The following is a 26,135-nucleotide window of genomic DNA, read 5'->3' as shown; positions in this document are numbered from 1 at the left end:
CCCATGGATCGTCAGAAGGAATTCGTGCTGCGCACGCTGGAAGAACGAGATATCCGTTTCGTCCGGCTGTGGTTCACCGATGTACTTGGTTACCTCAAGAGTGTCTCCATCGCGCCCGCTGAGCTCGAGGGTGCTTTTGAGGAAGGCATCGGCTTCGACGGCTCGTCCATCGAAGGCTTCGCTCGTGTCTCCGAATCGGACACCGTCGCGCACCCCGACCCGTCGACGTTCCAGGTGCTGCCGTGGACTACCAGCGCCGGTAAGCACCACTCGGCTCGCATGTTTTGCGACATCAAGCTGCCCGACGGATCACCGTCCTGGTCGGACCCGCGGCACGTGCTGCGCCGCCAGCTCGCCAAGGCAAGCGATTTGGGCTTCTCCTGCTACGTGCACCCGGAGATCGAGTTCTTCCTGCTGAAGAACATGCCGGACGACGGGTCGGCGCCGATCCCGGCCGATGACGCCGGATACTTCGACCAGGCCGTGCACGAGGCGGCGCCGAACTTCCGCCGGCACGCCATCGATGCGCTCGAATCCATGGGTATCTCCGTGGAATTCAGCCACCATGAGGGCGCACCGGGTCAGCAGGAGATCGACCTGCGTTACGCCGACGCCCTGTCCATGGCGGACAACGTGATGACGTTCCGCAATGTGGTCAAGGAAGTGGCGATCATCGACGGCGTGCATGCCACGTTCATGCCCAAGCCGTTCACTGATCACCCCGGTAGTGCGATGCACACCCATATGAGCTTGTTCGAGGGTGACACGAACGCCTTCCACAACCCCGATGACCCGCTGCAGCTGTCCGACGTCGGTAAGTCGTTCATCGCGGGAATCCTGGAGCACGCCAACGAGATTAGCGCTGTCACCAACCAGTGGGTGAACTCCTACAAGCGGCTGGTGCACGGTGGCGAGGCGCCGACCGCGGCGTCGTGGGGAGCGGCCAACCGCTCGGCGCTGGTGCGCGTTCCGATGTACACGCCCAGCAAGTCGTCCTCACGCCGCATCGAGGTGCGCAGCCCCGACTCGGCCTGCAACCCGTACCTGACGTACGCGGTGCTGCTGGCCGCCGGTCTGCGCGGTGTCGAGCAGGGCTACACATTGGGACCCGAGGCCGAGGACGACGTCTGGGGCCTGACCCGGGCCGAGCGCCAGGCCATGGGCTACAAGGAGCTGCCCAGCACGCTGGAGAACGCGCTCATCGCCATGGAGCGTTCCGAGCTTGTTGCAGAAGCCTTGGGAGAGCATGTCTTCGACTTCTTCCTGCGTAACAAGCGGGCCGAGTGGGCGCGCTATCGCAGCAATGTGACCCCGTTCGAGCTGCGGGCCTACTTGGGTCTGTGACTCGATCTTCTGAGCGTTCGAAGGTTCCCGGCGTCGGGCGGCTGGGGCTTGTCGACGCACGGGCGGCATCACTGCTCGAAGAGCTGGGCTGGACCACCGAGGCGCATGTCCCGCTGCTGTGGTCGCTGTCGCGTTCTCCCGACGCCGACGCGGCGCTCCTCACCCTGATACGGCTGCGCGAGGAGATGGGCCCGCAGTGGGCCGTGCTGGATCAGGAACTCGGCACCGATATCGCCCTGCGGGGGCGGCTGCTGTCGGTGATCGGCTCCTCGCTGGCGCTCGGCGACCACTTGGTGGCGCATCCCGATCGTTGGCGGCTGCTGGTCGGGGAGATTGAACTCGAGACCAAAGCGGCTCTGCAAGAACGCTTTTTGGAGGCCGTCGGCGCCATTGACGGGCGCGCCTCGGTGCCGGAGGGCGCGGCGATCTCGGCATTGCGGGACGCCTATCGGGACCGGCTGTTGGTGCTGGCCGCACTGGATCTGGCGGCCACCGTCGAGAACGAACCGGTATTGCCGTTCCCAGTGGTGGGCTGTCACCTGTCGGATCTGGCGGATGCCGCGCTGACGGCGGCGCTGGCCGTGGCGGTGTCACTGGTGGTCCCCGACGGACAGGAACCACCCCGGCTCGCGATCATCGCGATGGGTAAATGTGGTGCGCGCGAACTCAATTACGTCAGCGATGTCGATGTCATCTTCGTGGGGGAGGAGGCGGACTCGCTGACCACCCGCCTGGCCGGGGAGACGATGCGCGTCGGCTCCAGCACCTTCTTCGAAGTGGACGCGGGACTGCGGCCCGAGGGTAAACGGGGAGCGCTGGTGCGCACCTTGGAATCTCACGTCGCCTACTACCGGCGGTGGGCCAAGACCTGGGAATTTCAGGCGCTACTCAAGGCGCGCCCCGCCGTCGGCGATGCGGACCTGGGCAAGGCGTACGTGGACGCGCTCATGCCGATGGTGTGGACCGCTTGTGAGCGTGAGGATTTCGTATCCGAGGTGCAGGCGATGCGTCGCCGGGTGGAATCGCTGGTGCCCGCGGACCTGCGCGAGCGTGAGATCAAACTGGGCACCGGCGGGCTGCGCGACGTCGAATTCGCGGTACAGCTGCTGCAGCTGGTACACGGCCGTGCCGATGAGTCGCTGCATGTCGCGTCGACGGTCGATGCGCTGACGGTGTTGTCCACCGGCGGCTATATCGGACGTGACGATGGCGCCAATCTCACGGCGTCCTATGAGTTTTTGCGGCTATTGGAGCACCGGCTGCAGCTGCAGCGGCTCAAGCGCACCCATACCCTGCCTGCGCCGGAGGACACCGAGGCGATGCGCTGGCTGGCCCGGGCCGCGCATGTGCGCCCCGATGGGCAGAACGATGCCCTGGGGGTGCTGCGCACCGAGATCAAGCGGCAGGCGGTGCGGGTGTCTCGCCTGCACACCAAGCTGTTCTATCAACCGCTGCTGGAATCGGTCACCGAGTTCGACAAAGAAGCGCTGGGGCTGTCCAACGAGGCGGCGGTGCGTCAGCTAGCGGCCCTGGGATACCAGCAGCCGCAACATGCCCTCAGTCACCTCTCCGCGCTGACCAAGGAGGGTGGGCGCCGCGGGCGCATCCAATCCATCCTGCTGCCAACGCTTTTGGATTGGCTTGCGGACACTCCAGATCCGGATGCCGGGCTGTTGGCATATCGCCGGGTGAGCGAGGCGCTGGTCGACCAGACCTGGTACCTACGCACCCTGCGTGACGAGGGTGCGGTGGCCAAACGCCTCATGCAGATTCTGGGGACGTCGGCCTATGTGCCGGACCTGATCATGCGTGCCCCCGAAGTGATCCAGTTGTATGCCGACGGCCCGAATGGATCCAAACTCCTTGAGGCCGAACCGGTGTCGGTGGCCGGGGCGCTTGTCGCGTCCTCGGCGCGCCACGCCGACCCGGAACGCGCGATCGCGGCGGCACGATCACTGCGACGACGGGAGCTGGCGCGGGTGGCCTCGGCCGATCTGCTGGGGCTGCTGGACGTCGTCGATGTCTGCGGCGCACTCACGTCGGTGTGGGTGGCGGTGCTGCAGGCGGCGCTGGACGCGGTGATCAAGACGGGCACTCCAGAAGACGAGGAGGCTCCCGCGGCTATCGCCGTCATCGGCATGGGGCGCCTGGGCGGGGGAGAGCTCGGCTACGGATCCGATGCGGACGTCCTATACGTGTGTGAGCCGCGCGGCGGCGCCACCGAGGCCGAAGCGGTCCGGTGGTCGGCGACCATCGCCGAGAAGGTGGGCAAGCTGCTCGGCGCCCCGAGCACCGACCCGCCGCTGCAGGTCGACACCGGGTTGCGGCCCGAAGGGCGCAACGGGCCGATGGTGCGCACCCTGGGCGCCTACGAGACCTATTACGCGCAATGGGCGCAGCCGTGGGAGGTGCAGGCCCTGCTGCGGGCGCACAGCGTCGCCGGCGATGCCGATCTGGGACTTCGGTTCCTGCACATGATCGACAAGACGCGGTATCCGGCCGGCGGTATCGCCCAGGATGCGGTGCGCGAAATCCGCCGGATCAAGGCGCGGGTTGATGCCGAGCGGCTACCGCGCGGCGCGGACCCGAACACCAACACCAAACTGGGACGCGGCGGACTGGCCGATGTCGAGTGGACCGTGCAGCTGCTGCAGCTGCGCTACGCGCACGAACATCAGTCCCTGCACAGCACTTCGACCCTGCAGACACTGCGGGCCGCGGCGGACGCCGGGCTCCTCGAGGCCGACGATGCCGAGCTGCTGCGTCAGGCGTGGCTGACCGCGACCAATGCCCGTAATGCGCTGGTGCTGGCGCGCGGCAAGCCCACCGACCAGCTGCCCGGCCCCGGACGGCTGCTCAACACGGTGGCCGCCGCCGCCGGTTGGCCGGATAACGACGGCGGCGAGTTCCTGGACAACTATCTGCGGGTGACCAGGCGCGCGAAAGCCGTCGTGCAGAGGGTGTTTGGGGAGTAGCTTTCTGCTTCATGCGGATAACGGTCCAGATCGTCGTGGGTCTCGGTGTTGTCGTCGGTGCGCTCGGCGTGGCGGTACCGGCTCAGGCGAAGCCGGGCGATTGCACCGTCTCCGAGGAGGCTCGGCTCGATGCGGTGGCGGCCACCAAGCGTGCCGACTACCTCGAGCGCCATCCCGACGTCAACGCCGGGATGAGCAATGCCCTCAAGAACACCCCCGGCGACGGCGCCGCCAAACATGAGGCGGTGCAGGCCTACTTCGATGCCAATCCGGCGGCGAGGGCCGATCTGGATGCGATCCGTCAGCCGGTGCAGGACTTCAAGAACCGGTGCTGGCCGGACGGTTAACCCGTCAGGCGCGGTCGTGGAGAGTCACCTGGTATCCGTCGGGGTCGGCGAAGGTGAATGTCCGGCCGAAGGGGCCGTCGATGGGCGCGGAGACGATGGTGTGACCGTCGGCGACCAGAGCATCGTGAATGACCTGGACATCGGTGGCGTGCAACCAGATTGCCGCGCCGATGCCCGGCTGAGCGACTGATGCCAGATCGGTGCCGGGAATGACGTCGCGCAGCGCGAACGCGATCGGTTGCGTCTCGAAGACCACGGCGTGCGGAGGTCCTGCCGGCGAGCGGACGAGACCGAGGTACTGCTCGTAGAAAGCCTGCGATGCGTCGAGGTCGCGCGCTTGCAGTGAGATGAAATCGGGGCCGGTGACGGGCATGATGATGGCCTTTCTGATGCATGTCAGTTTTCTGACATGCATCAACTTATGTCAGAATACTGACATGAGTCAAGACGGTGTCGACCTGGAGACGTCACTGGGCTACCTCCTGAAGGAGGCATCGAGCACCCTGCGCGCGGCCATGGAGGAGGTGCTGCGGCCGCTCGGCATGAGCGTGACGCACTACTCATGCCTGGAGCTGTTGGCTCAACGCCCGGGTCTGTCGAACTCCGAGCTTGCGCGGGGCGCGTTCGTGACGCGCCAGACGATGAATGTGCTGCTGCAGAACCTGGAACGGGACGGCTACGTGACCCGGCCCGCGGAGGCTTCCGTCGGGAAGGTCCTTCCCGCCCGACTCACGCCGCGCGGGCGGCGGAGCCTGGAGAAGGCGACCGTCGCGGTCCGGTCCGTCGAAGTCAGGATGCTGGCCGGTATGACCGATTCCGAACAGTCGGGAGCGTTCCGGATCCTGCAGAGCATGATTCGTTCCCTGCGCGACGGGGGTGTCTGACCTCGGTGAACTACCCGAATGTGATTTTGGCCCCGCTTCTCATGGTTTCTTAACGTTCAGGCCATGACCGTCCAACCAACTGTCGATAGCGTCCCGGACGGGCCGGCACGTCGTCGGCTGTAACGCTGAACAAGGAGTTACTCCATGAAGTTCACCTCTGCTGTCCTCAGCGGTGTTGTTGGCGCCGGCGCAGTGGCCAGCGCCCTGGCATTCGCGGGCGCTGCCGACGCAGCCCCGGGCAAGTGCACCGCCGCCGAGTTCGCCCGCACCCACTCGACCGTCTCGAGCCAGGTCGCGAGCTACTTGGACAAGAACCCCACGATCAACGACGGGATCACCAACGCTGCCAAGGGTGCTCCCGAGGGCCAGCGTCATGAGGCCATCAAGACCTACCTGGACGGTCAGCCCGCCGCCAAGGCCGAGCTGGACAAGATCCGTCAGCCGTTGACGAGCCTGAAGAACAGCTGCGGTGCAGACACCGATGACGCCGCCCCGGCCGCGCCGGCCGGTCTGGTGGGCCAGGCGCCCGCCGAGCAGCCCGCCACCGAGAACGCGCCGGCCGAGCAGCCGCAGCAGCAGCCGTGGAACCCCTTCGCGCCGCAGCAGCAGGCTCAGGAGAACACGGAAACCGCCAACACCCAGCAGGCCGCTCCGGCCAAGCCGGCTGCGCCGAACGTCACCGCGGTGGTTGATCAGCAGGACGTGTAACAACACACTCAGGCGAGCGGCATAGCCTTATGCAGCGATGACACAGGAAAATGCCGCCCGTCACAAGGTGTTGATGGTCGATGACGACCCGGACGTCCGGAACTCGGTAGCCCGCGGGCTACGCCACTCGGGTTTCGACGTCCGGGTCGCTGTCGATGGCCGCGATGCACTTACCCAGCTTGCGGCCGATGAGCCCGACGCCCTGGTGCTCGATGTGCAGATGCCCGAGCTGGACGGGGTGGCGGTGGTGACCGCGTTGCGGGCCCTGGGTAATGACATTCCGATCTGCGTGCTCAGCGCACGCGACACCGTCAACGATCGAATCGCCGGCCTGGAGGCCGGGGCCGACGACTATCTGACGAAACCCTTCGACCTGGGCGAGCTGGTGGCTCGCCTGCGCGCACTGCTGCGCCGCCGCGGCGCCGGTGCCGGCGGTCTCGCGACGTCCGCCATCACCGTCGGACAGATCACCGTGGACGTCTCGCGCAGACTGGTCTTCGTCCACGGAGAACGCGTCGAGCTGAGTAAGCGCGAGTTCGACCTCTTGGTGGTGCTGGCCGAGAACACCGGTGTGGTGCTGAGCCGCACCCGCCTGCTGGAACTGGTGTGGGGGTACGACTTCGACGTCGAGACCAATGTGGCCGATGTCTTCGTGAGCTACCTGCGCCGCAAACTGGAGGCCGGGGGAGCCTCCCGGGTCATCCATACCGTCAGGGGTGTGGGATACGTGATGCGGGAAGAGCCATGAAACGCTCACTGTCCCTACGTACCCGCGTCGCGGTCGCGGCGTTCCTGGCCGCCGGCCTGATGGTCGCCCTGATGGGCGTCGTCGCAGGTATTGCATTGGTGCGCAACGATACTCGACAACTCGATCGGCGTCTGGACATGCTGACCGATGCGGTACAGGCCACCACGCGTCATGGCGAAACCACCTTTGTGCTGACCGTGCGGGACAGCAAGAGCGGAGGATTGGTGATCTTCCGGGGCGTCGAGCTGCCGCGGATGCCGTTGGGGACGGGGAATGTGACCGTCGGTGACGTGAACTACCGGGTGCGGACCATCGAGAACCCGGAAGAACAGACCGTGATTTCGCTGGGTACGCGGTCGGACACCGTGTTGGTCAATCACCGCGGAATTCCGGTATTCATCGCCTTGGGTGTGCTGTCGATGCTGCTGGCCGGTGGCTTCGCCTGGCTGTTCGCCGGGCGTGCGATGCGGCCGCTGCATCAACTCACCGAACAGACCCGTCAGCTCGATACCGACGGTCTGCAGGTGGCGGCGGTGCGCGGAGCCCGCGAATCCGAGGAGCTTGCCGAGGCCATGGCCGCCATGCTCGGCCGGGTCTCGGCGGCGCAGTCCGAAACCACCAAATCCCTTCTGGCGGCTCGCGATTTCGCTGCCAGTGCGGCCCACGAGCTGCGCACACCGCTTACCGCGATGCGCGCCGACCTGGACACCTTGCGCGCACACGACCTGTCGAACGAGGAACGCATCGAGGTGATCGGCGACCTGCAGCGCGCTCAACGGCGTGTCGAGGCCACCATCACCGCGCTTGGTCAGCTGGCCTCCGGTGACCTCGCCAGGACCGAGGATCGCGAACTGGTGGATATCGCCGACCTCCTGGACCGGGTGGCGGGGGATGCGCTGATGCACCGTGCCGACGCGCCGGAGATCACCGTCCACGCCGACGACGGTGGCGTGGTGCTGGGCTGGCCCGACGGACTGCGGTTGGCCGTGGACAACCTGGTACGCAACGCCATCAACCATGGCGACGCCAAACATATTGTGCTATCGGCAAATCGGCTGGATAACCGGCTGGTGATCGAGGTCGACGACGACGGTAACGGCCTACCTGAAGCCGACCGCGAGCGGGTGCTCGGGCGATTTGAACGTGGCCCCGGTGCCAAGCCCGGCGGGCTGGGGCTGGGGCTGGCACTCGTCGCGCAGCAGGCGGCGCTGCATGGGGGAGAGGTGGTGCTGTCGTCAAGCCCACTGGGCGGCTTGCGGGCGACCCTCACGATCGTGGCCGACAGACCCGCCGGTTAGTTCTTGCGCGACCCGTACTTGGCCAGCCACTGGCTAGCCTCCTCGGGCAAATTGCCCGAGGCCTCGGCCGCCTTGCACCAGCGCCGCACCATCTTGACCATGTTGGCGGGGTTGTAGGCGTCCTCCTGCTGCGACCACAGCCCGTTCCCGGCGTAGTGCAGCACCGTCAGGTTCGGCTCGCCCCAATGTTGGCCGTCACCCGGATCGCTCATCACATTGTCGATTTCGCAAACCACCCAACCCTTTTCGGGGTCGAACACCGTCCAGGTGGCGGGCAGGCTCGGCATATGGTTGCCGGGGAACTCCGCCATCACCGCGGTGATGTACTGCCGAATGGCCTCTTTGCCCTGCAGGCGACCTACCACGTGCTCGATGTAGAGCGCGTCCTCGGTGTACATCTCTGCGTAGGGGTTCCAATCGCCGGTCTCGATGCAGCGATGGACGGTGGCCTGGTGTTGCGCGAACGCTTCCTCGAGCTCGGCGCGACTGAATGATGGCATCAACATAAGGTACCGTCCCTGAGGTGCGAGGACGGACCGCCGTGGGGGCGCTGGGTTGGCTGCTGGCCATCGTCGCCGTCGTGGCCATTGCCTCGCGTTGGGTGCGGTCCAGCTGGTCGCCCCTCATCGGGCTGACCGCCGGTTTTCCGCCCACCTGCGTGCTGATGATCCTGGGGCTGTTGCTGTTCCTAGTGGTACGGCAGTGGTGGGGTGTGCTCACCGCGGTAGTGGTAATCGCGTTACAGGCGCTCGCCATCGCACCGATGTATTTGCCCGACAGGGCCCCTGCCGGAACCACGGTCACCGTACTGCAGACCAACCTGCGGGTGGGGGCCGGTGATGCCGGGGCGGTGGTGGCCGCGATTCACGAACACGATGTGGGTGTGGTGACAGTTGACGAACTCACCCCCGAAGCGCGAACCAAACTCGTTGCCGCGGGTATTGATTCGGCCCTGCCGTATTCCTACACCATCGCCGAACCGCTGGCCCTGGGCACGGGAATCTGGAGCCGGTATCCGTTGACCCCGGTGCATCAGGACGACCAGGCTTTCGCCATGCGGCAGATCTGGGCGGAGGCCGAGATTCCCGGGGTGGGGTCCGTCATGCTCGTCGCGGCGCACACCCGCCCGCCCGAGAAGGACATGAGTTCACCGGGCTGGCTCACCGAACTGGACACCACGGGACGGCAACTGCAGGCGCTGCGCCCCGACGTGAAAGTGATTGTCGGCGGGGATTTCAACGCCACCTATGACCACTTCGCGTTCCGGCAGATTCTCACCGGCGGATTCGCGGACGCCGTGGACCAGGCGGGCGGCGGCTGGCTGCCCACCTGGCGCGAAGGACGCTGGTACACCAGGTTGATCGGGATCGATCACGTGCTGACCCGCGGTGCGACCGCGACTTCGGTGAGTACCGAGCAGATCTATGGCAGTGACCACCGGGCGCTTATCGCGACGGTGGTGGTGCCTAACTCTTCTTCTTGAGCGCCGCGTCGATCGATACGGATCCGCCACCGGTGAAGACCAGGAGGAAGAAGCCCCAGCAGAACAGGGCAGCCAGCTCGCCGTTGTTCTGAATGGGCAGCAGCCCGGTGGGTTGGTGCTGGGTGAAGTAGGCCACCGCCATCGTGCCCGAGGCCAGGAATGCGGCTATCCGGGTTCCGGCGCCGAACAGAATCGCCACACCGGTGAGGAATTCGATGGCGCCGGCCCACCAGCCCAGTGACCACGATTCGGAAACCGGCATCGGAGGCGTTAGTTCGGGCCAGCGGAACAGGATTGCGGTGCCGTGGATGGTGAACAGGAATCCGAAGACGATGCGAAACAGGGAGAGGACAACGGGTGTGGCGCCGTCGAGCTTGGCCACTGAGCTGGACGTACTGGAGGAGACCATGGCCAGGATGCTAAACCAATTCTCGCATAACGACTTAGCGCTTAGCGCGGGTAACGAGTCGATCCAGCGATAACGATCCGCCGCCCGTGAACACCAGCAGGAGGAAGATCCAGCTGTACAGCGCGGCAGCCTCGCCGTTGTTCTGGATCGGCAAGAGGCCCTCGGGTTGGTGATACGCGAAGTACGCGACGGCCATCGCGCCGGAGGCCACGAAAGCGGCCAATCTGGTGCCAAGCCCCAGGATGATCGCCGCTCCGCCAACGAATTCGATGATGCCGGCCCACCAGGGCAGAGTGCCCACGGGTTGCAGGAACGAGGCCAACGGCCAACCGAACAGGTGCGAGGTGCCGTGTAGGAAGAAGAGGAACCCGACAACGATCCGGAATGCCGACAGGGCAATCGGAGTCAGACCGGTGAGCTTGTTTTCGATATCGACGAGAGCCATGCGTCTAACAATAGGACCATAGTCCGCTTTATTCCTGTCTACCCATCGGAGATCGCCTTGACCAGGGTCTCCGCAGCCAGCAGTCCCAGGTTGTTGGATGCCAGCGGGCTGTCGTCGGTGAGCAGCTTGCGATCGGCGTGTGTTTGCCCGCTGATCCCGGTATTGAGGATCGTGATGCCCAGGAGCACACCATGGCCGCCGGGGGTGAACACCGCGAGGTAATTCGAATCGCACCCCAGGGCATCGGCGATGACATGTGAAAGCTTCTGGGGTTTCTTGAGTTTCGCGGAAAGCTCGGAATAGGTGTCCAGCACGGCCTGGTCCTCGCGCGGCATCGCCCACAGTTCGAGTTTGGCCGGGTTGCCGGAGACTGTGACGACGTCGACGCCGGATCCGGGACGGGGGTTCTGCCCAGTTCGTTGGCCGAGTCAGGTATGAGACTCCACGCTTCTTGAAAAGTTAGACGGGACATCTACTTTCAACGTACGCCGGGCCGAGGTACTCCGTTGGGTGATGCGAAACGATGAGGCCCCCGGGATTTCTCCCGGGGGCCTCATCAGCACAACGATTTAGACGTCGAAGTACAGCGCGACCTCGTACGGGTGAGGCCGGATGTTGATCGGCTCGATCTCGTTCTCCCGCTTGAACGCGATCCAGGTCTCGATCAGATCGGAGGTGAAAACGCCACCTTCGGTGAGGTATTCGTGATCCTTCTCGAGGTTGTCGATCACCGTGGCCAGGTTGGTCGGGGCCTGCGGGATGTTGGCGGCCTCCTCCGGAGGCAGCTCGTACAGGTCCTTGTCGACCGGCGCGAGCGGCTCGATCTTGTTCTTGATGCCGTCGATACCGGCCATCAACATGGCCGCGAACGCCAGGTACGGGTTGCCCGAGCTGTCCGGGCAGCGGAACTCGAGGCGCTTGGCCTTCGGGTTGTTGCCGGTGATCGGGATGCGCACGCAGGCCGAGCGGTTGCGCTGGCTGTACACCAGGTTGATCGGGGCCTCGTAGCCCGGCACCAGACGCTTGTAGGAGTTCACCGTCGGGTTGGTGAACGCCAGCAGCGACGGGGCGTGGTGCAGGATGCCGCCGATGTAGTGACGGGCCACGTCCGACAGCCCGGCGTATCCGGCCTCGTCGTGGAACAGCGGCTTGCCGTCCTTCCACAGGGACATGTGGGCGTGCATACCGGACCCGTTGTCACCGAACAGCGGCTTCGGCATGAACGTGACGGTCTTGCCGTTCGCCCAGGCGGTGTTCTTGATGATGTATTTGAACAGCAGCACATCGTCGGCCGCGGCCAACAGCGTGTTGAACTTGTAGTTGATCTCGGCCTGCCCGCCGGTGCCGACCTCGTGGTGACCGCGCTCCAGGGTGAACCCGGCGTTGATCAGGTTGGTGGTCATCTCGTCGCGCAGGTCGACGAAGTGGTCGTACGGGGCGACGGGGAAGTAGCCGCCCTTGGGACGGACCTTGTAGCCGCGGTTGGGGCTGCCATCCTCTTCGTAGGGCTCGCCCGTGTTCCACCAGCCGGCCTCGGAGTCGATCTCGTAGAAGGTGCCGTTGATCTTCGAGTCGAAGCTGACCGAATCGAAGATGTAGAACTCTGCCTCGGCGCCGAAGTAACAGGTGTCGGCGATGCCGGTGCTGATCAGGTACTGCTCGGCCTTGCGGGCCACGTTGCGCGGGTCGCGCGAGTAGGCCTCGCGGGTGAACGGGTCGTGCACGAAGAAGTTGACGTTCAGCGTCTTGGCGGCACGGAACGGGTCGAGCTTGGCCGTCGAAATGTCGGGAAGCAGCAGCATGTCCGACTCGTGGATGGACTGGAACCCGCGAACCGAGGACCCGTCGAAGCCCAAACCGTCTTCGAAGACGCTCTGATCGAAAGCCGAAGCCGGGATGGAGAAGTGCTGCACGACGCCCGGCAGGTCACAGAACCTGACGTCCACGTACTCGACCTTCTCGTCGGCAATGAACTTGAATACTTCCTCGGGGCTACTGAACGTCATGCTTCTCCTTATTTCTTTTCCTCTTGGGTCCACTGAACCATGACCGCGCGACTGAACCTATGGATCCGGTGTTGCCCGCCGGTCAACCATATGTTGCGCGGATGTTACGCGTAAGCACAGATTGGTCGGCATTTACGCTGTGAGTATGGCGCGAGACCTGGGTTCATGGTTGTCGGGGCCCGGCTCGGTACAGGGCGCGGGCAACTCTCGGTATCCCGGAGAGCAGCTTGGCCTGCCCGAAAACGGGCCCGGATCGGCGGCGTCGCTGTCGCGACGGCTGCTGGCTCTGCTGATCGACTGGCTTATCGCCGGTGGCCTGGCACTGCTGTTCGTCAAGGGAAACCTGTTGTCGCCCACGCTCTCCTCGGCCCAGCTGCTCACCTGGCTCGGCATCGGCGTGCTGGCGGTGCGGCTGTGGCGATTCACCCCCGGGCAGTACATGGCGGGCCTGCAGGTGGCGCCGGCCGACGGGACCAATTCGATCGGCATCGGCCGGGCGTTCATCCGGAATCTGCTGATCGCGCTGATTGTGCCGCCGCTCATCACCGATGTCGACGGCCGCGGTCTGCATGACCGGGTGACCCGCACCGTCGTGGTTCGTTCCCGCTAGATGATCCTGCTCGTCGTCTGCATGGCGGTGTTCATGCTGCTGCTCGACATGACGATCGTGTCCAGTGCGCTCGCTGACCTGCAGGCGTCCTTGGGGGCCGACCTCTCCGACCTGCAGTGGGTGATCGACGCCTATGCCCTGCCGATGGCCGGACTGCTGCTCACCGCGGCCACCCTGGGCGATCGGCTCGGCCGCAGGCGGCTGTATCTGCTGGGCATGGTGGTGTTCACCACGGCCTCGTTGGGCTGCGCGCTCTCGGGCAATGCGGCCACGTTGATCGGGGTGCGTGCGGTGCAGGGGATTGGCGGCGCGATCCTGCTCGCGGTGTCGCTGCCGATCATCGCCGCCGCGTACCCGCAGGAGCGCCGCGGTGGTCCCATCGCGATCTACGGCGCGGTGATGGGCGCGGGTAGCGCGGCGGGCCCGCTGCTGGGTGGATTTCTCGTCACTCACTTCGGATGGCAGTCGATCTTCCTGGTCAACCTGCCGGTGGGGGCGGTCGCGTTGGTGATCGCGGCCCGCCACCTGCCCGAGACGCGCGCCGAAGAGATGCGGCCCGTGGACTGGGTGGGCACGGTGCTGCTTACCTGCGGGCTGCTGACCGGCGTTTTCGCGGTGATCTCCCTGCACGACGGGGGAATTGGAGCACCCGCTTCCGGTGCTCTCGCGGCGTGTGCCGCGGTGGCCCTGGTGTCGTTCTTCTGGTGGGAGGGACGTGCCCCGGCGCCCATGCTGAGCCTGCGGCTGGTCACCTCACCCGGTTTCGCCGGGGTGTGGGTCGCCGCGGCGGCGGCTTCGGGCACGCTCATCGGAGCCACCAACTATCTGGCGTTGTATTTCATGAACACCCTGGGTTACAACGCCTTTGAGACCGGGTTACGCGCTGGGCCGCTGACACTGGCCACCATCGTGGGGGCGCCGCTGGGGATCTTGGTGGGCAAGCGTCTGCCCACCATGGTCACCATTCCGGGTGGTGTGGCGCTGGTGGCCGTGGGGTTATGGGCCGCCTCGGGTGCACACGCCGGCACGGTCTGGACCCACTTCATCTTTGGTTCGGTGCTGGCCGGACTGGGGCTGGGAGCGCTCTCGGCGGTGATATCCGATGCCGCGCTGCAGTTTGTGCCGTTGAACGATGCCGGAATGGCGACCGGCTCGGTGAGTACGGGCCGCCAGATCGGCATCCTTTTGGGTGTGGCGGGGATGGGTGTGGCGTTTGGTCATGCCGCCGCCGGTAAGTCCGGGGCCCGCGCCGCCGGCGCGGCGGCCATCGACAGCGTGCTGTCACTGGGGGCGCTCGCGGCGGCCTGCGCGGCATTCGTTTCGCTGATTCTGCTCGGTGTGGCTACGATGAATCGCTCGCACGATCCGGTCACCGGTGAGTCGCTAGCTATCTAGCCATCGGTGATCGCGCCTGCCTGCACGGATGCCCAACGGTATTTGTGCATTGCGGTCGTAAGCCCCAGCCAGAGGGAGTAGTTTTCGATCATGGAGAGCGCGGCGGTTGCTGTCGCGGCGCCCGGGGCCAGTTCCGATCGGGGGACGGACCCGAACCCGAGCCCACGGTACAGCATTGTCATGTCTACCGACCCGGCCGAAATTGAAGCGGCGCAACGGCTTCGGTATCAAGCATTCGCGGATGAGATGGGAGCACCACTCCCGCACGCTGTTTCGGGCCCGCTGACGGGGGAGCTGATCGATCTGGATCGGCTCGACCAGTTCTGCGATCACCTGTTGGCCCGCGAAGTGGGCACCGGCAGAATCGTCGGATGTCTGCGGCTGCTGCCTCCCGAAGGCTATCGGGCGGCGGGCGGGACGTTCACCGATTCGATGTTCGACGCCTCGGCGCTGGCGCCGCTGCGACCCGGACTCGTTGAGCTGGGCCGCGTTGTCGTCGCGCCCGAGCATCGCAACGGCGCCGTGATGGGGCTGTTGTTTGCGGCGATTCTGCGCTACCAGAAGATGACCGGGCACCAATACATCATGGGCTGCCTGTCGGTGCAGATGGAGGACGGCGGACCGCGCGGCTCTTTGGTACGTGCGGTCTACGACTTCACCAAGGACTTCATGACTCCGGAGTATCGGGTCACCCCGCGGAATCCGGTGTCGGTGAACGGATTATCGATCGACGAGATAGCGCCCGCCATCAAACCGAAAATTCCGCCGCTGCTGCGGGCGTATGTGCGGCTGGGCGCGCGGATCTGCGGGGCGCCCTCCTATGACGTCGATTTCGACATGTCCGATTTCCTGGTGTTGTTGAGCAAGGATGGCGTCACCGAGCGTTATCTCGAACGGTTGGAGGGGTCTCTTGCGGTCCTCTAATGACGTGCTCGGCGTCGGGTTCGGTCCCTCGAACCTCGCGCTGGGTATCGCACTGTCCGAGCACCCCAGCGGTTTGACGGCACAGTTCGTCGATGCGCAGGACAAGTTCGGGTGGCATCGCGGCATGCTCATCCCCGGGACGCGCATGCAGGTCTCTTTCCTTAAAGACCTCGTGACCCTGCGGAACCCGAAGAGTCACTACACCTTTGTCAACTACCTGACGGAACGTGAACGGCTTCCGGATTTCATCAATCAGCAGAGTTTCTTTCCGACTCGGCAAGAGTTCCACGACTACCTGGATTGGGCGCAACAGGCGCTTGATGCCGATGTCCGCTACTCCTCGAGGATGACCGGAGTCAAGGCCGCCGCCGACGGATTCGAGGTGCGTCTGCAGGACACCACGGGGGTACGGCCGGATCGTCTGACGCATGCGCGAGCCCTCGTTCTGGGCTGTGGAACCTTTCCGGCGATGCCTTCCGGCATCAATCCCACTGCCCGGCAATGGCATAGCAGTCAGTTGCTGCACATGCTCGAGGCTTCGGATAGCTCTCCCGCTCGCGTCGCGGTGGTCGGCGCCGGACAGAGTGCCGCGGAGGCGGTCGCTTATCTGCACAGCCAGCATCCCGGCGCCCAGGTGCACGCCATTTTCGCGCGCTACGGATACAGTCCGGCCGACGACAGCCCCTACGCCAACCGGATCTTCGACCCGGCGGCGGTCGATGACTTCTACGGCGCGCCCCCCGAGGTCAGGCGCCAGCTGGTCGACTACCACCGCGACACCAATTACGCCGCAGTCGATTCCCCGCTGATCGCCGACCTCTACGACCGCGAGTATCAGGAACGGGTCGGCGGAGAGCGGCGGCTGTGGATGCACAACGCCTCGAGGATCGCCGCCGTCGACGAGACACCCGAACGGGTGCGCCTGGCGATTACCCATCTGCCGTCATCGTCGACCGAGCTGCTGGACTGCGATGTGGTGGTGTACGCCACCGGATACCGGCCGTTGGACGTGCGAGCCTTCCTGGGCGCATTGGCCTCGTGTTACGAATTCGACGAGGACGGTCGGCCGGTGGTCGAGCGTGACTATCGGTTACGGCCGCGGGCGGACGCCCCGGGGGACATCTACCTCAACGGGTCGGTGGAGCACACTCACGGACTGTCGTCGTCGCTGCTGTCCAACGTCGCGGTACGGGCCGGGGAGATCGTGGATTCGCTTGTCGCCGAGGCGGAGACCCGCGAATCGTTGGCGTCCTTCAAGACCGGGTAGACGAACCGCTCGATCATCTCCGATTCCTGAGCCGGGTCTGCGGTGGGCCAAAACAGGAACGCCATCACCACCCGCGAAATCCATTGCGCGGCAGTGTCGTCGGCAAGCCCGGTGAACGCGGATGCCGAACGTGGGATTTCTGAGGATGCGGTCAGGTAGGACCCCAGCGAAGCGGGGGACATCGTCGCGACCATCGCGCTGACCACCGGGTCGTTGCGGATGGCGGTCAACGACGCGGTAATGGCGGTGACGGCCCGCCGCCGCGCGTCCGCAGACTCGACCGCGCGCTGAATGTCCGAGGTGACTTTTCGGATGTTCCGGGCCAAGACAGCGTCGACAATCGCGGTCTTACCGCCGACGTGGCGATACACCGTCGCGCGGGAACATCCTGCCGCGCGAGCAACGTCATCAAGGCTCAGCCGGTCCAATCCGTGGCGCGCTATCTGCGCGGCGGCCACCGTCACGAGGCGATCGGCGGCCACGACGCGCCGATCGCCTCCGTGTAGCCAGTCTGAGTAGGGTGACATCGTCCGTTGAATCTATCGCAGTATGAGACAAAATATCGTGAAATTCTCACCGTTCGCGCAGGTGGGAAGGGTGTCGTGAGACGGCGCAGATGATGCCTCCGAACTGGGTTTTCTCATTTTCGCGAATGCCTTGACGTGCGGTTTTGCGGTCTGCCAGCCTCGTTGGTGATGAGCACCGTTGAATTGTTCGACCCGCAGGTCCTGGAAGACCCGTATCCGTTCTATCGGCGGCTGCGCGAGACGGCACCGGTGTGGCCGGTGGCAGACTCCGGCTTCTACTTCGTCTCGCGCTGGGATCTGGTGGTGGAGGCCACCGAACGCACCGAGGATTTCTCGTCCAACCTGACCGCCGTACTCATGAAATCCGACGACGGCCTGACGGTCGCCGCGATGGGACCGCCCGCCGATCCCACGCACGTGCTGGCCACCGGCGATGATCCGGTCCACCATGCCCACCGCAAGCTGGTGCTGCCCACCTTGGTCGCCAAGCGGATCACCGCCCTGGAATCCACGATGGCCGACACCGCCGCGCGACTGTGGCAGCGCGGCGTCGACGGGGACGGCATCGACTGGATGGCTGCGATGGGCGACGCGCTGCCGATGACGATGGTGGCCCGACTCATCGGGCTGCCGGACGAGGATGTGCCGCAACTGGTGCAATGGGGCTACTCCAGTACCGAGATGCTCGGTGGGCTCAATACCCCGCAGCGGCAGGCCCAGGTCGTCACGGACACCATGTACCTGGTGCTGCACCTGCGCGAACATCTGGAGCAGGAACTGGCGGCACCGGGCGATGATCTGCTCGGATATCTCGCGCAGGCGTGCAATCGGGCCGACATCACCCTGGACATCGGGGTGATGATCCTGGTGCAGCTGGTCGGCGCGGGCGGTGAGTCGACGGCCGGCCTGATGGGCAATGCGGTGCGCATACTCGGCGAGAATCTCGCATTGCAGCAGCGCATCCGGGATGACCGGACGCTCTTGCCGACATTCTTGGAAGAGGTGTTGCGGCTCGAGTCGCCGTTTCGCGGACATCATCGCCACGTGCTGACGGACACCACGCTGGGCGGGGTCAGGCTGCCCGCGGGCAGTCACCTCACGCTGTTGTGGGGTGCGGCCAATCGCGATCCGGCGATCTTCGAGGAACCCGATGCGCTACGTCTTGATCGGCCGAGCCCCCGCAGCCACATCGCCTTCGGCAAGGGGCTGCATTTCTGCGTGGGGGCGGCGCTGGCGCGCCTGGAGGCGCGCACCGCGATCAACGTACTGTTGGACCGAACGCGTGAGTTCACCGTCAAACCCGATGGTGCGCAGTGGGTTCCGAGCATCATGGTGCGTCGGCACCAGAAACTGGAGCTGCAGCTCAGCGTGGGAGCTAACGCCGTCTGATAGTGCGCTGCATCCCGCCGCGCGACTTCGCCTGACCGGGCATCGGACCCTTCGGCATGGCCGCGGCACGCGAGCCCAGCGCCGCCAGCCGCGACTCCAGGGAGTCCATCTGCTTAGCGGTGATATTGGCGGGGAGCTTGGTGAGGTGACGCTCCAGCTTGGACAGCGGCACCTGGCCGTCCTCATTGCCGACGATGACGTCATAGATCGGGGTATCGCCGACGAGGCGTGCGGTGCGCTTCTTCTCCTGGGCCAGCAGCGGGCCGAGTCGACCGGGTGCACCCTCGGCGACGAAGATGACGCCGGGCCGTCCGATGACGCGGTGCACGACATCGAGCTGCGTGGTTCCGGCGACCGCGGTGGTGACGCGCCACTTGCCGCGCATGTTGTCCAGCGCCCAGCCGGCCGCCCCCTTCTGGCCCTCGGCCTTGGTGAACACCGACTTCTGCACGCGGCGGCCGAAGATGATGAACCCCACCAACACGCCGAGCACCACACCCAGGATCGGGAACAGGAAGGTGCTGATGCCGCCCGAGAAGTACCCGGCGACCGCGAATACGGCCACGATCAGCACGAATGCGCCGATCATGTACGGCAGCAGACGCTTGTCTTCCTTGCGCTGAATCTGGAAGGCCTGCCACATCTGGGCGCGGCGCGCCTTCGATTCGGCCTTGCGACGCGCCTTTGCCTCGGCCTTGGCAGCCTTGGCCTCGGCGGGACTCAGTGATTTAGGCATGGCTAGAGAATATCGCCGTCCGCACCGTGCCTCTTACCCGATGAGGTTGATGGCCTCTTGACGGGCCGAGCCCGCCGAGGCCAGGTGCTCCAGGGTGGCGGGCAGTGGCCGTCCGTGGTGGGCCATCGCCTGCGTGTACAGCCGCCCGGCCCGGTAGGAGGAACGCACCAGCGGCCCGGCCATCACACCGGCGAAGCCCAGCCCCTGCGCGAAATCCGAAAGTTCCACGAATTCCTGCGGTTTGACCCAGCGGTCAACCGGGTGGTGCCGCGGTGAGGGCCGCAGATACTGGGTGATGGTGATGATGTCGCAGCCCGCCTCGTGCAAATCAACGAGCGAATCCTGTATTTCTTGGTTGGTCTCACCCATGCCGAGAATCAGGTTGCTCTTGGTCACCAGCTGCGCGTCACGGGCGGCGGTGATCACCGACAGGCTTCGCTCATAGCTGAATGCGGGCCGGATCCGGCGGAACACCCGCGGCACCGTCTCCAGGTTGTGTGCCAGCACCTCGGGGCGGGATGCGAACACCTCGGCCAGCTGCTCGGGAACCGCGTTGAAGTCGGGGACGAGCAACTCCACACCCGTGGCCGGGTTGAGCTCCTTGATGTACCGCACGGTTTCGGCGTACAGCCAGGCGCCGCCGTCGGGCAGGTCATCACGGGCCACTCCGGTGACCGTCGAGTACCGCAGTCCCATTTGTTGGACGCTCTCGGCCACCCGGCGGGGCTCATCGCGGTCCAGGTCGGCGGGCTTACCGGTGTCGATCTGGCAGAAATCGCAGCGACGGGTGCACTGCTCGCCGCCTATGAGGAATGTGGCTTCGCGGTCTTCCCAGCATTCAAAGATGTTGGGGCATCCGGCTTCCTCGCACACGGTGTGCAGTCCGCCGGAGCGCACCAGCGACTTGAGTTCCTTGTATTCGGGGCCCATCTTGGCCCGGGTGCGGATCCAGTCCGGCTTGCGTTCGATGGGAGTTTGGGCGTTGCGGACTTCCAGCCGCAGCAGCTTGCGCGGTTCGGTCATGCGGTCGCCCCGACCGGAAGCCGCCCCTCGAGCGCATCCACAAGCGAGGAAACCACCTGGTCGTGCACTTCCTCGACGGTCACATCCCGGCCCAGCTCGGCCGACAGGGTCGTCACGCCGGCATCGCTGATGCCGCACGCCACGATCGGCAGATAGGCATCCAGGCTGTTGTTGCAGTTCAGCGAGAACCCGTGCATGGTGACCCCGCGCTGCACACGGACTCCGATCGCGGCGATCTTGCGTTCCGGCTTTCCGCCGCCCGCAGCCAGCCACACACCGGAGCGGCCCTCGACGCGCATCGTGTGCACACCAAGCCGCGCGCACACCGCGATGATCGATTCCTCAACGCGCCGAACGTAATTCAACACGTCGATCGGCTCGGCCAGTTGCACTATCGGGTAGCCGACCAACTGCCCGGGCCCGTGCCAGGTGATCTTTCCGCCCCGGTCGGTATCGATGACGGGGGCCCCGTTGATCGGCCGCTCCTGCGGTTCGGTGCGCCGCCCGGCCGTGTACACGGCCGGGTGCTGCAACATCAGCAGGGTGTCGGGGCCTCCGGCGACACGCGCCTCGACGATATCGCGCTGCAGCTCCCAGGCAGCCTCGTAGTCGATGACGCCTAGATCCCGTACATCGACGGGATCGGCGCTGGACCGGATGGATCCATGAGAGCGGTGCACAGGTTCCATTATCTCACTTCATCGGTCGACTGTTATTGGCGTAGGCCAGCGCCTCGCCGATGGTGTGATGCTCGAACTGGAATCCGTGCTGCTCCAGGACAGCGGGGATGACGCGCATGCTGCGGGTCAGTTCGGCATCGGCGAATTCCCCGAGGACGGCGCGCAGCGCGAACTGGGGTGCCACCAGCAAGGTTGGGCGATGCAATGTCCTGCCCAGCGCGGTGGTGAACTCGGCATTCGTCACCGGCGCCGGGCCGGTCAGGTTGACCGGGCCCGACAGCGTCGATTCGGCCAAGGCGAATTCGAGGGCGCGGATCTGATCCTCGAGGCTTATCCAGGGCATGTACCAGCGCCCGTTGCCCAGCCGGGCGCCCAGACCGAGGGAGAACACCGGCCGCGACCGGCCGAAAAGCCCGCCGGCGGGGGAGAGCACCAGGCCGGTGCGCGCGACCACGACACGGGTTTCGGCCTGGACGGCCTCCTCGGTTGCCGCTTCCCAGTCGACGCACACACGGGCAAGGAAGCCCGTACCGCTGGAGGCGGTCTCGTCGATGACGCGGTCCCCACTGTCGCCGTAATAGCCGACCGCCGAGGCGTTGATCAACACCGGCACCTTGGCATCGGCGACGGCGCCGGCCAGCACCTCCGTCGGGATGATGCGGCTGTCGTAGATCTGCTGTTTGTAGGCGCCCGACCACCGTTTGTCGCCGACACCGACCCCGCACATATTGACGACGGCGTCGGCACCATCGAGGGCGCCCGGCTCGATCTGTCCGCTTGCCGGATCCCAGCGTTGTTCGTCGGGACCCATCGGGTCGCGGCGCACCAGGCGAACCACCGTGTGGTCCTTGGCGCGCAGCGACGCGACAAGCGCCGACCCAATCACCCCCGACGACCCGGCGATGACGACCCGCTGAGATCCCATAGGCCTACAGACCTAGGTCCGCCTCGAAAGCCCCCTCTTCCAGACGGTGTTTGATGGTCGTCAGGAACCGCCCCGCGTCGGCTCCGTCGATCAGGCGGTGATCGTAGGTCAGCGGCAAGTAGCAGACCGACCGGATACCGATCGACTCGTTACCTGCATTGTCACGAATAACCCTGGGACGCTTCACAATCGCGCCGGTGCCCAGCATGGCGGCCTGCGGCGGTACCAGGATCGGTGTGTCGAACAAGGCGCCCTGGCTGCCGATATTGGTGATGGTGAACGTGCCACCGGCCAGCTCGTCGGGCTTGAGGTTCCCGGAACGGGCACGTGCCGCGATGTCGGCGATGGCTCGTGCCAGTCCGGCCAGCGACAGGTCGCCGGCGTTGTGGATCACCGGCGACAGCAGACCCTGATCGGTGTCGACCGCGATGCCCAGGTGCTCGGCGTCGAAGTAGGTGATCTCCTTGGAGTCCTCGTTGTAGCTCGCGTTGACGTTCGGATGCGTCTTGAGCGCCTCGACAGCTGCCTTCGCGAAGAACGGTAGGAACGTCAGGTTCACGCCCTCGCGCTCGGCGAACGCCGCCTTGGCACGAGCCCGCAGTGCCGCAATCTTGGTGACGTCGACCTCGTGGGTCTGCGTCAGCTGGGCGGTCTCCTGCAGCGATTCGCGTGTCTTCTTCGCGGTGATCTGTCGAATCCGGTTGGCCTTCTGCGTGGTTCCGCGCAGGTGTGCCAGCGACGGTGCGGGGGCCGCGGGTGCGGACGCGACGGCAGCGGCGGGTGCGGCAGCCGACGGTGTGGGAGCCGCGGGTGCCTTCGCTGCTTCGGCGGCCGCGAGCACGTCCTGCTTGCGGATGCGTCCGCCCACGCCGCTACCCGTGAGCGCGGACAGGTCCACGTTGTTCTCGGCGGCGAGCTTGCGCACCAGCGGGGTCACGTACGGGTTGTCGCCCGCGGCGCCGTTGGCCACCGGAGCCGGAGCCGGGGCCGGGGCAGGTGCGGCAGGCGCGGGTGCGGCCGGGGCCGCAGGCGGTGCGGCAGGAGCGGGCGGTGCGGCAGGGGCTGCCGCGGGGGCAGGAGCGGGCGCAGGCGCCGGCGCCGCGGCGGGGGCAGCACCAGCGGTCCCTACGACAGCGAGCTCGCCGCCCACGGCGACGGTGTCGTCCTCGTTGGCCGAGATGCTCAGCAGCACACCAGCCACCGGCGACGGGATTTCGGTGTCGACCTTGTCCGTGGACACCTCGACAAGCGGCTCGTCCACGCCGACCTCGTCGCCGATCTTCTTCAGCCAGCGGGTCACGGTGCCTTCGGTGACGGACTCACCAAGCTCGGGCATCTTGACGGAGGTGCCGGAGCCGGCTGGCGCGGCAGCAGCTGCCGGGGCAGCAGCGGGTTCGGGAGCAGAGGCCGGGGCGGGTTCAGGGGCAGCAGCGGGTTCAGGTGCCGGTTCCGGAGCCGGCGCGGCGGCGGGCGCGGCAGGTGCAGCAGCCTCCCCGGCCTCGCTGATCACACCGAGCTCTCCGCCGATCTCGACGGTGTCGTCCTCGTGGGCGACGATCTTGCTCAATACACCCGAAGTGGGAGCTGGGATCTCGGTGTCCACCTTGTCGGTAGACACCTCAAGCAGTGGCTCGTCGACTTCGACCGTGTCGCCCTCTTGCTTGAGCCACCGTGTCACCGTCCCTTCGGTCACGCTCTCACCGAGGGCGGGCATCTGGACGGAGAAGGCCATGGTTTCCACTCCTGAAAACGGTTCGGACAGCGGCACTAACAATGCGGACACTTCATGGCTTACCACAGCTGAGTGGGAGCCGGGTCAATCCTGTCACTGTGTGGAACGACGCGCCTGCCCGGGTCCAAGATCTACGAGTGAGCGAGCGCACAGTCGTCTGTGTCATCAAACCCGGCAGTCGTAAGGGCCCCGCGGTGGAGGTTGCCGACGACGGCACACTCACACTTTTCGTCCGGGAGCCGGCGATCGACGGCAAGGCCAACAAGGCCGCGGTGGCGTTGCTGGCCGAATACCTTGACGTCCCGAAGTCCACGGTGCGCCTTGTCGCGGGGCAGACCAGCAGACTGAAGAGATTCTCGGTCGGATGACAGCACGCTCTCAGAATTAGCTGGCACCATGAGCCAATGGCATGGATTGACGCCTTCCGCGGCAAGCGAGAGGGGCAGACCAAACAAGGCGCAAACGATGACTTGCGCTACCTCGGTGCGTGGGCCGCGGTACGCACGGGCGTGGAGGCCTTCGTCGAGCCGCAGACCAACTTCTCCGATGTCACCGTGATTCTCATCGCAGGTGACGGTGAGTGGACCCGCCGACGCGTCGGCGGTGTTGCGGGTGCCCGGCGGATCTCAGAGAAACTCAAGATCCCGGTGTACGACGTGCACCGCACCGGATACCCGCAACGCAAACGTGATTACGACGCCCGGCAGAGAATCCTCAAGCGCCGCGCGGCCGAGGAAGGCGCCTGACGGGCTTTACCCGTTGGTGACGATGTCCTCCAGTACTCCGAAGATGGTTCGCACCGGCACACCGGTGCTGCCCTTGGGCGTGTAGCCCCACGGCCCGCCGGTGTTGAACGCCGGGCCCGCGACATCGATATGCGCCCACTGCACCCCGTCCGCCACGAATTCCCGTAGATACTGCCCGGCCGCCAGCATGCCGCCGTTGCGGTGATTGGTGACGTTCGCCAGGTCGGCCACCCGGGACTTGAGATCGTCACGCAGCTCCTCGGGGAGCGGCATGGGCCAGCCGTTTTCGCCGACAGACTGCGAGATGGTCGACACCCGGTCACGGAACTCATCGGTGCCCATCACGCCGGGGGTGCGGGTGCCCAAGGCCACCACCTGCGCCCCGGTCAACGTCGCGGTGTCGATCAGATAGTCGGGCTCGTCCTGGCAGGCCCGCACGATGGCGTCGGCCAGGATCAGGCGGCCCTCGGCGTCGGTGTTGATGACCTCCACGGTGGTGCCGTCCAGATGGGTCAACACGTCACCGGGACGCTGCGCCGTCGACGACGGCATGTTCTCGGCCATCGGCACGGTCGCGATCACGTCGATGGGCAGTTGCCGGCGAGCGGCCAACAGGGTGACGGCGATAACCGCTGCCGCCCCGCCCATATCGGAGGTCATGTTCTCCATACCGCCGGCGGGCTTGATCGAGATGCCGCCGGTGTCGAAGGTGATGCCCTTGCCCACGAGCGCGACCGTCTTGGCTTTCTTTCCCTTGGCGCCGCGATAGGTCAACCGCACCAGCCGCGGCGGGCGCGAGGAGCCCTTGCCGACTCCGACGATGCCGCCGTAGCCGCCCTTGGCCAGTTCCTTCTCGTCCAGCACCTCGACCTCGATGCCCTCGGTCGTAGCCAAAGCCTTTGCACGTTTTGCGAATTCGGCGGGGAACAGGTGGCTCGGCGGAGTGTTCACAAAATCCCGGGCCGTCACGACGGCGGCCGCGACGGCGGCACCGCGCTCCATGGCTTCCTTCTGCGCGCGGCCCTTGTCGCCGACGAGCAACGTAACCTTCTGCAGCCCAGCGTCCTTGGGTGCAGTCTTGGCGCTACGGAACTCCGCGAAGCGGTACCCGCCGAGTACCAGGCCCTGCACGGTGGAGTCGACATCACGCTCTGACAGCGTGGTCACCAGGGTTTCGACGTTGTCGAGCGAGCGGGCGGCCACACCGGCGGCACGACGGATCGTCTCGGCGCTGTCGCCCTTCCCCAGCCCGACGGCGAGCACACTGGCCACCGGCAATCCGTCCACCACCACCCGGCTGAGCTGTTCGGCCGAGCCGGTCGCCCCGACCGCCTTGAGTGCGGTCTCGATGGCCTTCACGGCCGCCTTGTCCAGCAGCTGGGCGTCCACCACCTTGGGGCCCTTGTCGGACTCCTTTTCGCTGGGGCGTACACCCACCAGCAGCACCGCGGCGGAGACTCCGCGCTGCGGAATGGAGGTGGCCAGGGTGAACGAAGGTGCCGTGTATGCGCTCATAGGCTCACAGCCTAGTGAA

28 protein-coding genes and 2 pseudogenes are annotated in these 26,135 nt (G+C 65.8%); 16 read left to right on the top strand and 14 right to left on the bottom strand.

From position 1 onward, the window contains the following. Positions 1-3 precede the first annotated feature (3 nt). The 3 genes from glnA (B4393_RS16805) to B4393_RS16795 are packed head-to-tail and all read left to right on the top strand — an operon-like array spanning position 4 to position 4,666. Positions 4-1,344, top strand: a complete 1,341-nt coding sequence (glnA, locus tag B4393_RS16805) for a type I glutamate--ammonia ligase (protein WP_078281576.1) — start codon at positions 4-6, stop codon at positions 1,342-1,344. Next, complete coding sequence (locus tag B4393_RS16800) at positions 1,341-4,319, top strand: bifunctional [glutamine synthetase] adenylyltransferase/[glutamine synthetase]-adenylyl-L-tyrosine phosphorylase (RefSeq protein WP_078335033.1); 2,979 nt, start codon at positions 1,341-1,343, stop codon at positions 4,317-4,319. Before glnA (B4393_RS16805) ends, B4393_RS16800 begins: the two co-directional genes overlap by 4 nt. An 11-nt stretch (positions 4,320-4,330) precedes the next feature. After that, positions 4,331-4,666, top strand: coding sequence for a hemophore-related protein (locus B4393_RS16795; RefSeq protein ID WP_070935164.1), 336 nt, complete (start codon positions 4,331-4,333; stop codon positions 4,664-4,666). A 4-nt stretch (positions 4,667-4,670) separates the two neighbouring features. Here the strand turns inward: B4393_RS16795 and B4393_RS16790 are convergent, their stop codons facing one another. Further along, entirely contained in the window at positions 4,671-5,039 is a 369-nt protein-coding gene (locus tag B4393_RS16790; RefSeq protein ID WP_078335032.1) for a VOC family protein, read from the bottom strand. A gap of 64 nt (positions 5,040-5,103) precedes the next feature. Between B4393_RS16790 and B4393_RS16785 the strand changes: the two genes are divergently transcribed. From B4393_RS16785 to B4393_RS16770, 4 genes are all read left to right on the top strand, one after another. Then, complete coding sequence (locus tag B4393_RS16785; protein WP_070936764.1) at positions 5,104-5,550, top strand: MarR family winged helix-turn-helix transcriptional regulator; 447 nt, start codon at positions 5,104-5,106, stop codon at positions 5,548-5,550. Between the two features lie 144 nt (positions 5,551-5,694). After that, positions 5,695-6,258 carry a hemophore-related protein gene (locus B4393_RS16780; protein ID WP_070935161.1) on the top strand — a complete coding sequence of 188 codons (564 nt, stop codon included), beginning with the start codon at positions 5,695-5,697 and terminating at the stop codon, positions 6,256-6,258. Between the two features lie 67 nt (positions 6,259-6,325). Further along, positions 6,326-7,006, top strand: a complete 681-nt coding sequence (locus B4393_RS16775; protein WP_269800272.1) for a response regulator transcription factor — start codon at positions 6,326-6,328, stop codon at positions 7,004-7,006. Continuing rightward, entirely contained in the window at positions 7,003-8,304 is a 1,302-nt protein-coding gene (locus B4393_RS16770; RefSeq protein ID WP_078335031.1) for a HAMP domain-containing sensor histidine kinase, read from the top strand. Before B4393_RS16775 ends, B4393_RS16770 begins: the two co-directional genes overlap by 4 nt. On the opposite strand, the gene B4393_RS16765 is transcribed toward B4393_RS16770, so the two are convergent. Then, positions 8,301-8,804 (bottom strand): nuclear transport factor 2 family protein, encoded by a 504-nt coding sequence (locus B4393_RS16765; protein ID WP_078335133.1) that lies wholly within the window; start codon positions 8,802-8,804, stop codon positions 8,301-8,303. The genes B4393_RS16770 and B4393_RS16765 overlap by 4 nt on opposite strands. A gap of 41 nt (positions 8,805-8,845) precedes the next feature. On the opposite strand from B4393_RS16765, the gene B4393_RS16760 reads away from it, so the two are divergent. Continuing rightward, a complete protein-coding gene (locus B4393_RS16760) occupies positions 8,846-9,787 on the top strand; it encodes an endonuclease/exonuclease/phosphatase family protein (protein ID WP_078335030.1) in 942 nt (313 codons plus the stop codon). Here B4393_RS16760 and B4393_RS16755 read toward each other — a convergent pair. The 4 genes and pseudogenes from B4393_RS16755 to glnA (B4393_RS16740) form a co-directional block, all read right to left on the bottom strand. After that, on the bottom strand, positions 9,771-10,196 hold the full coding sequence (locus B4393_RS16755; RefSeq protein ID WP_078335029.1) for a DoxX family protein: 426 nt from the start codon (positions 10,194-10,196) through the stop codon (positions 9,771-9,773). The two genes, B4393_RS16760 and B4393_RS16755, sit on opposite strands and share 17 nt — an antisense overlap. Before the next feature lie 34 nt (positions 10,197-10,230). Then, positions 10,231-10,641, bottom strand: a complete 411-nt coding sequence (locus tag B4393_RS16750) for a DoxX family protein (protein WP_078281568.1) — start codon at positions 10,639-10,641, stop codon at positions 10,231-10,233. A 38-nt stretch (positions 10,642-10,679) separates the two neighbouring features. Next, a pseudogene (locus tag B4393_RS16745) lies at positions 10,680-11,036 on the bottom strand (type 1 glutamine amidotransferase family protein); the annotation flags it as partial. Between the two features lie 174 nt (positions 11,037-11,210). Then, complete coding sequence (gene glnA / locus B4393_RS16740; RefSeq protein WP_043080344.1) at positions 11,211-12,647, bottom strand: type I glutamate--ammonia ligase; 1,437 nt, start codon at positions 12,645-12,647, stop codon at positions 11,211-11,213. 145 nt (positions 12,648-12,792) lie between these two features. Between glnA (B4393_RS16740) and B4393_RS16735 the strand changes: the two genes are divergently transcribed. Further along, positions 12,793-13,257 (top strand): RDD family protein, encoded by a 465-nt coding sequence (locus tag B4393_RS16735; RefSeq protein ID WP_070935151.1) that lies wholly within the window; start codon positions 12,793-12,795, stop codon positions 13,255-13,257. After that, the gene (locus B4393_RS16730; RefSeq protein ID WP_078335028.1) at positions 13,258-14,652 is read left to right on the top strand and encodes an MFS transporter; all 1,395 of its coding nucleotides are present in this window, start codon (positions 13,258-13,260) and stop codon (positions 14,650-14,652) included. Here the strand turns inward: B4393_RS16730 and B4393_RS27840 are convergent. Then, entirely contained in the window at positions 14,649-14,834 is a 186-nt protein-coding gene (locus tag B4393_RS27840; protein WP_165758500.1) for a hypothetical protein, read from the bottom strand. The two genes, B4393_RS16730 and B4393_RS27840, sit on opposite strands and share 4 nt — an antisense overlap. Here B4393_RS27840 and B4393_RS16725 point away from each other — a divergent pair. Together B4393_RS16725 and B4393_RS16720 are read left to right on the top strand one after the other, a co-directional pair. Next, positions 14,743-15,576: a GNAT family N-acetyltransferase gene (locus tag B4393_RS16725; RefSeq protein ID WP_078335027.1), complete on the top strand. Its 834-nt coding sequence runs from the start codon at positions 14,743-14,745 to the stop codon at positions 15,574-15,576. The two genes, B4393_RS27840 and B4393_RS16725, sit on opposite strands and share 92 nt — an antisense overlap. Beyond that, a complete protein-coding gene (locus B4393_RS16720; RefSeq protein ID WP_462021320.1) occupies positions 15,563-16,843 on the top strand; it encodes a lysine N(6)-hydroxylase/L-ornithine N(5)-oxygenase family protein in 1,281 nt (426 codons plus the stop codon). Before B4393_RS16725 ends, B4393_RS16720 begins: the two co-directional genes overlap by 14 nt. Here the strand turns inward: B4393_RS16720 and B4393_RS16715 are convergent. Continuing rightward, entirely contained in the window at positions 16,726-17,262 is a 537-nt protein-coding gene (locus B4393_RS16715) for a TetR/AcrR family transcriptional regulator (RefSeq protein ID WP_236743184.1), read from the bottom strand. The two genes, B4393_RS16720 and B4393_RS16715, sit on opposite strands and share 118 nt — an antisense overlap. On the opposite strand from B4393_RS16715, the pseudogene B4393_RS28100 reads away from it, so the two are divergent. Continuing rightward, positions 17,156-17,377, top strand: a pseudogene (locus B4393_RS28100) (hypothetical protein); the annotation flags it as partial. The gene B4393_RS16715 and the pseudogene B4393_RS28100 sit on opposite strands and share 107 nt — an antisense overlap. Before the next feature lie 161 nt (positions 17,378-17,538). After that, a complete protein-coding gene (locus B4393_RS16710; protein ID WP_078335024.1) occupies positions 17,539-18,759 on the top strand; it encodes a cytochrome P450 in 1,221 nt (406 codons plus the stop codon). On the opposite strand, the gene B4393_RS16705 is transcribed toward B4393_RS16710, so the two are convergent. Genes B4393_RS16705 through sucB form a run of 5 tightly spaced genes read right to left on the bottom strand, consistent with a single transcriptional unit; the run spans position 18,746 to position 23,855 of the window. Beyond that, entirely contained in the window at positions 18,746-19,495 is a 750-nt protein-coding gene (locus B4393_RS16705; protein WP_078335023.1) for a DUF4191 domain-containing protein, read from the bottom strand. The two genes, B4393_RS16710 and B4393_RS16705, sit on opposite strands and share 14 nt — an antisense overlap. A 33-nt stretch (positions 19,496-19,528) precedes the next feature. Further along, positions 19,529-20,518: a lipoyl synthase gene (lipA, locus tag B4393_RS16700; RefSeq protein ID WP_078335022.1), complete on the bottom strand. Its 990-nt coding sequence runs from the start codon at positions 20,516-20,518 to the stop codon at positions 19,529-19,531. Next, positions 20,515-21,207, bottom strand: coding sequence for a lipoyl(octanoyl) transferase LipB (gene lipB / locus B4393_RS16695; RefSeq protein WP_078335021.1), 693 nt, complete (start codon positions 21,205-21,207; stop codon positions 20,515-20,517). The genes lipA and lipB overlap by 4 nt, the downstream gene beginning before the upstream one ends. Before the next feature lie 4 nt (positions 21,208-21,211). Beyond that, a complete protein-coding gene (locus tag B4393_RS16690) occupies positions 21,212-22,123 on the bottom strand; it encodes a TIGR01777 family oxidoreductase (protein WP_078335020.1) in 912 nt (303 codons plus the stop codon). 4 nt (positions 22,124-22,127) lie between these two features. Then, on the bottom strand, positions 22,128-23,855 hold the full coding sequence (sucB, locus tag B4393_RS16685; RefSeq protein ID WP_078335132.1) for a 2-oxoglutarate dehydrogenase, E2 component, dihydrolipoamide succinyltransferase: 1,728 nt from the start codon (positions 23,853-23,855) through the stop codon (positions 22,128-22,130). A gap of 137 nt (positions 23,856-23,992) precedes the next feature. Here sucB and B4393_RS16680 point away from each other — a divergent pair, with 137 nt between their 5' ends. Both B4393_RS16680 and B4393_RS16675 read left to right on the top strand, forming a co-directional pair. Beyond that, on the top strand, positions 23,993-24,223 hold the full coding sequence (locus tag B4393_RS16680; RefSeq protein WP_078335019.1) for a DUF167 domain-containing protein: 231 nt from the start codon (positions 23,993-23,995) through the stop codon (positions 24,221-24,223). A 36-nt stretch (positions 24,224-24,259) separates the two neighbouring features. Further along, positions 24,260-24,601, top strand: a complete 342-nt coding sequence (locus tag B4393_RS16675; RefSeq protein ID WP_078335018.1) for an oxidoreductase — start codon at positions 24,260-24,262, stop codon at positions 24,599-24,601. A 6-nt stretch (positions 24,602-24,607) separates the two neighbouring features. On the opposite strand, the gene B4393_RS16670 is transcribed toward B4393_RS16675, so the two are convergent. Then, positions 24,608-26,116 (bottom strand): leucyl aminopeptidase, encoded by a 1,509-nt coding sequence (locus B4393_RS16670; protein ID WP_070935129.1) that lies wholly within the window; start codon positions 26,114-26,116, stop codon positions 24,608-24,610. Positions 26,117-26,135 lie beyond the last annotated feature (19 nt).

Origin of the sequence: Mycobacteroides franklinii (genome assembly GCF_002013895.1) — a bacterium.
GTDB classification, from domain to species: Bacteria; Actinomycetota; Actinomycetes; order Mycobacteriales; family Mycobacteriaceae; genus Mycobacterium; species Mycobacterium franklinii.
This window is presented reverse-complemented; position numbering and strand designations above follow the sequence as displayed.

Excerpts from the sequence above, each read along its gene's own strand:
- glnA (WP_078281576.1), top strand. The coding sequence starts at position 4 with ATGGATCGTCAGAAGGAATTCGTGCTGCGCACGCTGGAAGAACGAGAT.
- B4393_RS16795 (WP_070935164.1), top strand. The coding sequence starts at position 4,331 with ATGCGGATAACGGTCCAGATCGTCGTGGGTCTCGGTGTTGTCGTCGGT.
- B4393_RS16790 (WP_078335032.1), bottom strand. The coding sequence starts at position 5,039 with ATGCCCGTCACCGGCCCCGATTTCATCTCACTGCAAGCGCGCGACCTC.
- B4393_RS16785 (WP_070936764.1), top strand. The coding sequence starts at position 5,104 with ATGAGTCAAGACGGTGTCGACCTGGAGACGTCACTGGGCTACCTCCTG.
- B4393_RS16780 (WP_070935161.1), top strand. The coding sequence starts at position 5,695 with ATGAAGTTCACCTCTGCTGTCCTCAGCGGTGTTGTTGGCGCCGGCGCA.
- B4393_RS16770 (WP_078335031.1), top strand. The coding sequence starts at position 7,003 with ATGAAACGCTCACTGTCCCTACGTACCCGCGTCGCGGTCGCGGCGTTC.
- B4393_RS16765 (WP_078335133.1), bottom strand. The coding sequence starts at position 8,804 with ATGCCATCATTCAGTCGCGCCGAGCTCGAGGAAGCGTTCGCGCAACAC.
- B4393_RS16755 (WP_078335029.1), bottom strand. The coding sequence starts at position 10,196 with ATGGTCTCCTCCAGTACGTCCAGCTCAGTGGCCAAGCTCGACGGCGCC.
- B4393_RS16750 (WP_078281568.1), bottom strand. The coding sequence starts at position 10,641 with ATGGCTCTCGTCGATATCGAAAACAAGCTCACCGGTCTGACTCCGATT.
- glnA (WP_043080344.1), bottom strand. The coding sequence starts at position 12,647 with ATGACGTTCAGTAGCCCCGAGGAAGTATTCAAGTTCATTGCCGACGAG.
- B4393_RS16735 (WP_070935151.1), top strand. The coding sequence starts at position 12,793 with ATGGCGCGAGACCTGGGTTCATGGTTGTCGGGGCCCGGCTCGGTACAG.
- B4393_RS16730 (WP_078335028.1), top strand. The coding sequence starts at position 13,258 with ATGATCCTGCTCGTCGTCTGCATGGCGGTGTTCATGCTGCTGCTCGAC.
- B4393_RS16725 (WP_078335027.1), top strand. The coding sequence starts at position 14,743 with ATGGAGAGCGCGGCGGTTGCTGTCGCGGCGCCCGGGGCCAGTTCCGAT.
- B4393_RS27840 (WP_165758500.1), bottom strand. The coding sequence starts at position 14,834 with ATGACAATGCTGTACCGTGGGCTCGGGTTCGGGTCCGTCCCCCGATCG.
- B4393_RS16710 (WP_078335024.1), top strand. The coding sequence starts at position 17,539 with ATGAGCACCGTTGAATTGTTCGACCCGCAGGTCCTGGAAGACCCGTAT.
- B4393_RS16705 (WP_078335023.1), bottom strand. The coding sequence starts at position 19,495 with ATGCCTAAATCACTGAGTCCCGCCGAGGCCAAGGCTGCCAAGGCCGAG.
- lipA (WP_078335022.1), bottom strand. The coding sequence starts at position 20,518 with ATGACCGAACCGCGCAAGCTGCTGCGGCTGGAAGTCCGCAACGCCCAA.
- lipB (WP_078335021.1), bottom strand. The coding sequence starts at position 21,207 with ATGGAACCTGTGCACCGCTCTCATGGATCCATCCGGTCCAGCGCCGAT.
- B4393_RS16690 (WP_078335020.1), bottom strand. The coding sequence starts at position 22,123 with ATGGGATCTCAGCGGGTCGTCATCGCCGGGTCGTCGGGGGTGATTGGG.
- sucB (WP_078335132.1), bottom strand. The coding sequence starts at position 23,855 with ATGGCCTTCTCCGTCCAGATGCCCGCCCTCGGTGAGAGCGTGACCGAA.
- B4393_RS16675 (WP_078335018.1), top strand. The coding sequence starts at position 24,260 with ATGGCATGGATTGACGCCTTCCGCGGCAAGCGAGAGGGGCAGACCAAA.
- B4393_RS16670 (WP_070935129.1), bottom strand. The coding sequence starts at position 26,116 with ATGAGCGCATACACGGCACCTTCGTTCACCCTGGCCACCTCCATTCCG.